The organism is Acidovorax sp. KPB24-07 (assembly GCF_057543315.1).
This window is the reverse complement of sequence record NZ_BAAJYS010000233.1, coordinates 1-5,705: the sequence shown is the minus strand read 5'-3', so window position 1 is coordinate 5,705 and position 5,705 is coordinate 1. Positions and strand designations below refer to the sequence as shown.

Genomic DNA, 5,705 nt, shown 5'->3' with positions numbered 1-5,705 from the left:
CGTGGCCCCACGCTCGCGACGCTGGGCGCGGCGCCGCCGGCGGACGTGCTGTTCGCCGTGCACCGGCTGGCCGAGGACGCGGCCCTGCGCGACCAGCACGGCATCAGCCGCCGCAACGTGTTCCCGCTGCGCCCGGTGATCGACGGTCAAGTGCTCGCCCAGGCGCCGCTGGCAGCGCTGCAGCGCCAATGGTCCGATCCGTCGCGGCCGCCGCTGCAGGTGCTGGTGGGCAGCAATGCCGAGGAGATGCGCCTGTACCACGTGCCGGGTGGCGCCATCGACCGCGTGACCGATGAACAGGTCACGGCCTTCATGCGGGACACGGGCCTGCCGCCCGCGGCGCGCCAGGCCTATGCGGCCCTGCCCGCGTGCGACGGTGGCGCCCATGCCGGCGAGATGCTGTGCGCCATGCAGTCCGACTATTACTACCGCGTGCCGGCGCGCCGCATCGCGGCCCTCGCCGTCGCGAACCGGCTGCCGGTGCACCGGTACGAGCTGGAATGGCGCTCGCCGCAGTGCAGCGGGCAACTGGGCGCCGCGCACGGGGTGGACCTGCCGTTCGTCTTCGACCGCCTGGCCACGTCCACCGGGCGCGAGTTGACCGGCGATGCCCCGCCGCAGCCGCTGGCCGATGCCATGCACGGTGCGTGGGCGGACTTCGTGGTGCAGGGCGACCCCGGCTGGCCGGAGCACGGCCCCGGAACGCCCTGGATGCAGTTCTTCGACGACCTGGGCTGGTGCGGCCCGGCGCCGGCCTCCGCCACGCTGGACGCGTGGGACGGCGTGCTTTGAACTGAACGGATCCCGGGCGGCCCGCCAGTCGCCAAACTGGTGCATCTGGCTTGTATACCAGTTGGCACGGAACCTGCATAGTTCGGTGGCAATGACCAGCGCCACCGAAATCAGCAACCGCATCATCGAAGCCGTGATGGCCCAGAAGCTCGCCCCCGGCGCGCGCCTGGGGGAGCAGCAACTCGCCATGCTGTTCGACTGCAGCCGCACCATCGTGCGCGAGGCGCTCACGCGGCTGTCCACGCGCGGCATCGTCACCGTCAGCGCGCGCCGTGGCTGGTACGTGATCGAGCCCTCCGAGGACGAAGCGCGCGAGGCCTTCGAGGCGCGCCGCGTCATCGAACTGGGCCTGCTGCACCAGCTGAAGACGGTGGACAAGGCAGCGGTGCGCAAGCTGCGCGCCCACCTGCAGCGCGAGAAGGCGGCCCTGGCGGGCAGCGACGTGGGCGCGCGCAGCTTCCTGCTGGGCGACTTCCATGTGTGCCTGGCCGAGTGCCTGGGCAACGGCCTGCTGGCCGACACGCTGCGCGACTTCACCGCGCGCACCACGCTCATCGCCATGCTGTACCAGTCGTCGCACGACGCGGCGCAATCGTGCGAAGACCACGTGCGCATCGTCGAGGCACTGGAGGCGGGCGACATTGCCCGCGCCGAATCGCTGATGGCCGAGCACATCGGCTCGGTGCAGTCCGCCCTGCGGCTGCAGGCCAGCGCCGATCCGCTCGAACACCTGCGCAGCGCGCTGGCGCCCGTGCGCGCCGGCGCCGCCAGCGGCCCGGCCGCTCCTTCCGCTTCCCCTTCCCCCGCCGCGTCCCCAGGCGACGCATCCACCTACCTAGGAGCCTTGCTATGACCTTCGCCACCCGCTTTCTCTCCCGCCGCCTGGCCCTGGGCCTCGTGGCCGCCGCCGGCCTCGTGTGCGCCGTGGCGCCTGCACAGGCGCAGACCGCGCTGGACGACATCCTGAAGTCCAAGACCATCAAGATCGCCATCCCCACCGACTACCCGCCCTACGGCTTCGTCGGCACCGACCTCAAGCCCCAGGGCCTGGACATCGACATGGCCGAGCTCATCGCCGCCAAGCTGGGCGTGAAGGTGGAACTGGTCGCGGTCACCAGCGCCAACCGCATCGCCTACCTGCAGACCAAGAAGGCCGACCTCGTCATCTCCACGCTGGGCAAGAACCCCGAGCGCGAGAAGGTCATCGACTTCACCTCGGCCTATGCGCCCTTCTACCAGGCCGTGTTCGGGCCCAAGTCCCTCACGGCCAAGGCCTGGAGCGACCTGGCCGGCAAGAGCGTGGCGGTCACGCGCGGCGCCATGGAAGACCAGGAACTCGCCAAGGTCGCCCCGCCCAGCATCGACGTGAAGCGCTTCGAGGACAACAACGCCACCATCGCCGCCTTCGTGGCCGGCCAGACGCAGTTCGTGGCCACCAGCGCCTCGGTGGCGGGCAACATGATGCAGAAGAACCCGCAGCTGCAGGCCGAGTACAAGCTGCTGCTCAAGGACAGCCCGTGCTTCATCGGCCTGCCCAAGGGCGAGGCCGCGCTGATGGCCAAGGTCAATGAAATCATCGCCGGCGCTAAGAAGAGCGGCGAGTTGGACACCATGGCCAAGAAGTGGCTGGGCCGCCCCGCCGGCGACCTGCCGGTCTGAGCCCCTTCGCGCCGCCCGCATCCCCTGACCCGTTGACCTGATCGGCTGCCCATGCGCATCGAGTTCGACTTCATGGCCGTGCTGTCGCAGTGGCCGCTGCTGGCCACGGGCGTGGCCTGGACCCTGGCCCTCACCGCCGTGGCCACCGTGGTGGGCATGGCGGTGGGCATCGCCTGCGCCTGGGCACGGTCCCAGGGGCCGGCGGCGCTGCGCTGGCCCGTGGCGGCCTATGTGGAACTGGTCCGCAACACGCCCTTCATCGTGCAGCTGTTCTTCATCTTCTTCGGGCTGCCCGCGGCGGGCCTGAAGCTCTCGCCGGAGGCGGCCTCGTTCATCGCCATGGTGATGAACCTGGGCGCGTACTCGACCGAGATCGTCCGCGCCGGCATCCAGGCCACGCCGCGCGGCCAGATCGAGGCGGCGGTGAGCCTGGCGCTGTCGCGGGTGCAGGTCTTCACGCGCGTGGTGCTGCCGCCCGCGCTCAAGAAGGTGTGGCCGGCCATGGTGAGCCAGATCGTCATCGTGATGCTGGGCTCGGCGGTGTGCAGCCAGATCTCGGTGCAGGACCTGAGCTACGCCGCCAACCTGATCCAGAGCCGCAACTTCCGCGCCTTCGAATCGTTCATCGTGGCCACGGGCATCTACCTCGTGCTCTCGATCGCGCTGCGCCGGCTGCTGCACTGGGTGGGCCCGCGCTTTCTCTTCGGCCGCTGAGCCATGGCCCGGGCATTTTTCTAGGAACGCGAGATGGTCGACTTCACCTTCTGGGACATCCTGCGCAACCTGCTGCTGGCCGCGCGCTGGACCGTCGTGCTTTCGCTGATCGCCTTCGTCGGCGGCGGCCTGGTGGGCGGGCTGCTGCTCGTGGCCCGGCTCACCGGCGGCCGCGTGGCCGAGCGTGCCGTGGGCGTTTACGTGCAGGTCTTCCAGGGCACGCCGCTGCTGATGCAGCTGTTCCTGTCGTACTTCGGCCTGGCGCTGCTCGGGCTCAACGTGTCGGCCTGGACCTCGGCCGCCGTGGCGCTCACGCTCTACACCAGCGCCTTCCTGGTGGAAATCTGGCGCGGCTGCGTGGCCGCCGTGCCCAAGGGCCAGTGGGAGGCCTCGGGCAGCCTGGCCCTGTCGTTCGGCGAACAGATGCGCCACGTGATCCTGCCGCAGGCCGTGCGCATCGCCACGGCGCCCACGGTGGGCTTTCTGGTGCAGGTGGTCAAGGGCACGGCGCTGGCCTCGGTGATCGGCTTCGTGGAGCTGACCAAGGCTGGGGGAATGATCGCCAACACCACCTTCAAGCCGTTCGCCGTCTTCGCCTGCGTGGCGCTCGTCTATTTCGCGCTGTGCTTTCCCGTGAGCCTGTATGCGCAACACCTCGAAAGGAAGTTCCATGGCCGCCGCTGAAACCCTGGCCGACGCGCCCGCCGTGGCGCCTGCCGTGTCCGCACCGCCGGGCCGCCCCATCGTGCAGGTCACCGCGCTGCGCAAGTCCTATGGCACCAACGAGGTGCTCAAGGGCATCGACCTCACGGTGCAGCCCGGCGAGGTGATCGCCATCATCGGCAAGAGCGGCTCGGGCAAGAGCACGCTGCTGCGCTGCATCAACGGCCTGGAAACCTTCCAGGACGGCGCGCTCACGGTGGACGGCAAGCCGCTGCTGCACGACAGCGCCATGGCCATGCGCGAGCTGCGCCAGCGCGTGGGCATGATCTTCCAGAACTTCAATCTCTTTCCGCACCTCTCGGTGGGCCGCAACGTCATGCTGGCGCCCACGCTGGTCAAGCAGCGCTCGCAAAAGGACGCGGCCGCACAGGCGGCCCGGCTGCTGCAGCGCGTGGGCCTGGGTGAGAAATTCGACGCCATGCCCGACCAGCTGTCGGGCGGGCAGCAGCAGCGCGTGGCCATCGCCCGCGCGCTGGCCATGGAGCCGGCCGTGCTCCTGTGCGACGAGATCACCTCGGCCCTCGACCCCGAACTGGTGGGCGAGGTGCTGCGCGTCGTGGAGTCGCTGGCCCGCGAGGGCATGACCCTGCTGATGGTCACGCACGAAATGGCCTTCGCCCGCAAGGTGAGCAACCGCGTGATCTTCATGCACCAGGGCCGCGTGCACGAGATGGGCCCGCCGCAGGATCTGTTCGGCAACCCGCAGACGCCGGAACTGCGGCAGTTCCTGTCCTCGCTCAAGGATTGAGCTGCCTTCGCCGGCAGCCCCCCCCATGGCGGCGGGCCGTCCGTGCCCGCGCACGCATCAAGGCCCGCATGCCTCCTCAGCATGCGGGCCCGTCGGGGTGGAGTGGAGTTCGTGTGGTAGTTGCTCCGGGCGGCGTCAGGAGTGGGCGCCGGCCTCGAATTCCGAGCGCGACAGGGCACCGTTATGGTCCTTGTCGAGCTCCTTGAAACGGTTGCCGATGGCGGGCAGGCGAGCAGCCTCTGCCAGGGTCAGTTGTCCGTTCTTGTCGCTGTCAACGCGATCGAATGCGCTGGAAGTTTGTGCGGCGGGCTGCGAGCCGCCGAAGGTGGCGCCCTTGGCGCCGGGATGCAGGCCCATGGAGGTGCCCGACGCGGTCTGGGGAGGTTGGTTGGACGGGGAGGTGAGGGTCGGGGAAGGTGTTTGTGCATGCACTGCGGCACCTCCCAGGGTGATCGCCGCGAACAGCATCACGCTGCGGCTGTCGAAAGGAAGGGTGCGTCGTTGCTGAGCTGCCATGGGTTCACGCTCCGTGAAAGTTGAACAGGATTGCATTGCACCGCAACCTGCGGTGCCCGGCCAGTGATTTTGCCCGCTGTTGCCCTGATACACATTTGCCTGCCGGTTGTAACGCACAATGCCCGCGGCCGCCTCCAGCGCGGCTTGCAACGCACAAGGAGCAGCCCATGGGCAACCGACTGACACAGATCGCCACGCGCACCGGAGACGACGGCACCACGGGCCTGGGCGACAACACCCGCGTCTCCAAGGACAGCCCGCGCCCGCATGCCATGGGCGATGTGGACGAACTCAATTCGCACATCGGCCTGCTGCTGTGCGAGCCGTTGCCGGCCGAGGTGCGCACGCTGCTGTCGGACGTGCAGCACCAGCTGTTCAATCTGGGCGGCGAGCTGTCCATCCCCGGCTTCGAGCTGCTCAAGGACGAGGCGCTCGCGCAGCTCGACGAAGCCCTGGCCACCCACAATGCAGCGCTGCCGCGGCTGGCCGAATTCATCCTGCCCGCCGGCACGCGCGCCGCGGCGCAGGCCCATGTGTGCCGCACCGTCGCCCG

General features: G+C 69.4%; 8 protein-coding genes. 7 read left to right on the top strand and 1 reads right to left on the bottom strand.

Annotated features, from left to right (window positions below; genetic code table 11):
• The 6 genes from AC27IQ_RS18080 to AC27IQ_RS18055 form a co-directional block, all read left to right on the top strand.
• Positions 1-792: carboxylesterase family protein (locus AC27IQ_RS18080; protein WP_487090280.1), on the top strand; the 792-nt coding region annotated here is incomplete at its 5' end.
• A 91-nt stretch (positions 793-883) separates the two neighbouring features.
• Positions 884-1,645: a GntR family transcriptional regulator gene (locus AC27IQ_RS18075; protein WP_284397649.1), complete on the top strand. Its 762-nt coding sequence runs from the start codon at positions 884-886 to the stop codon at positions 1,643-1,645.
• Complete coding sequence (locus tag AC27IQ_RS18070) at positions 1,642-2,451, top strand: transporter substrate-binding domain-containing protein (RefSeq protein WP_272566205.1); 810 nt, start codon at positions 1,642-1,644, stop codon at positions 2,449-2,451. Before AC27IQ_RS18075 ends, AC27IQ_RS18070 begins: the two co-directional genes overlap by 4 nt.
• A 51-nt stretch (positions 2,452-2,502) precedes the next feature.
• Positions 2,503-3,165 (top strand): amino acid ABC transporter permease, encoded by a 663-nt coding sequence (locus AC27IQ_RS18065; protein ID WP_284397113.1) that lies wholly within the window; start codon positions 2,503-2,505, stop codon positions 3,163-3,165.
• A gap of 33 nt (positions 3,166-3,198) precedes the next feature.
• Positions 3,199-3,849, top strand: a complete 651-nt coding sequence (locus AC27IQ_RS18060; protein ID WP_272566202.1) for an amino acid ABC transporter permease — start codon at positions 3,199-3,201, stop codon at positions 3,847-3,849.
• Positions 3,836-4,636 (top strand): amino acid ABC transporter ATP-binding protein, encoded by an 801-nt coding sequence (locus tag AC27IQ_RS18055; protein ID WP_317356975.1) that lies wholly within the window; start codon positions 3,836-3,838, stop codon positions 4,634-4,636. The genes AC27IQ_RS18060 and AC27IQ_RS18055 overlap by 14 nt, the downstream gene beginning before the upstream one ends.
• Before the next feature lie 135 nt (positions 4,637-4,771).
• On the opposite strand, the gene AC27IQ_RS18050 is transcribed toward AC27IQ_RS18055, so the two are convergent.
• Positions 4,772-5,302, bottom strand: a complete 531-nt coding sequence (locus AC27IQ_RS18050; protein ID WP_487090279.1) for an EF-hand domain-containing protein — start codon at positions 5,300-5,302, stop codon at positions 4,772-4,774.
• A gap of 17 nt (positions 5,303-5,319) precedes the next feature.
• On the opposite strand from AC27IQ_RS18050, the gene AC27IQ_RS18045 reads away from it, so the two are divergent.
• A partial coding sequence (locus AC27IQ_RS18045; RefSeq protein ID WP_487090278.1) for a cob(I)yrinic acid a,c-diamide adenosyltransferase occupies positions 5,320-5,705 on the top strand: 386 nt, incomplete at its 3' end.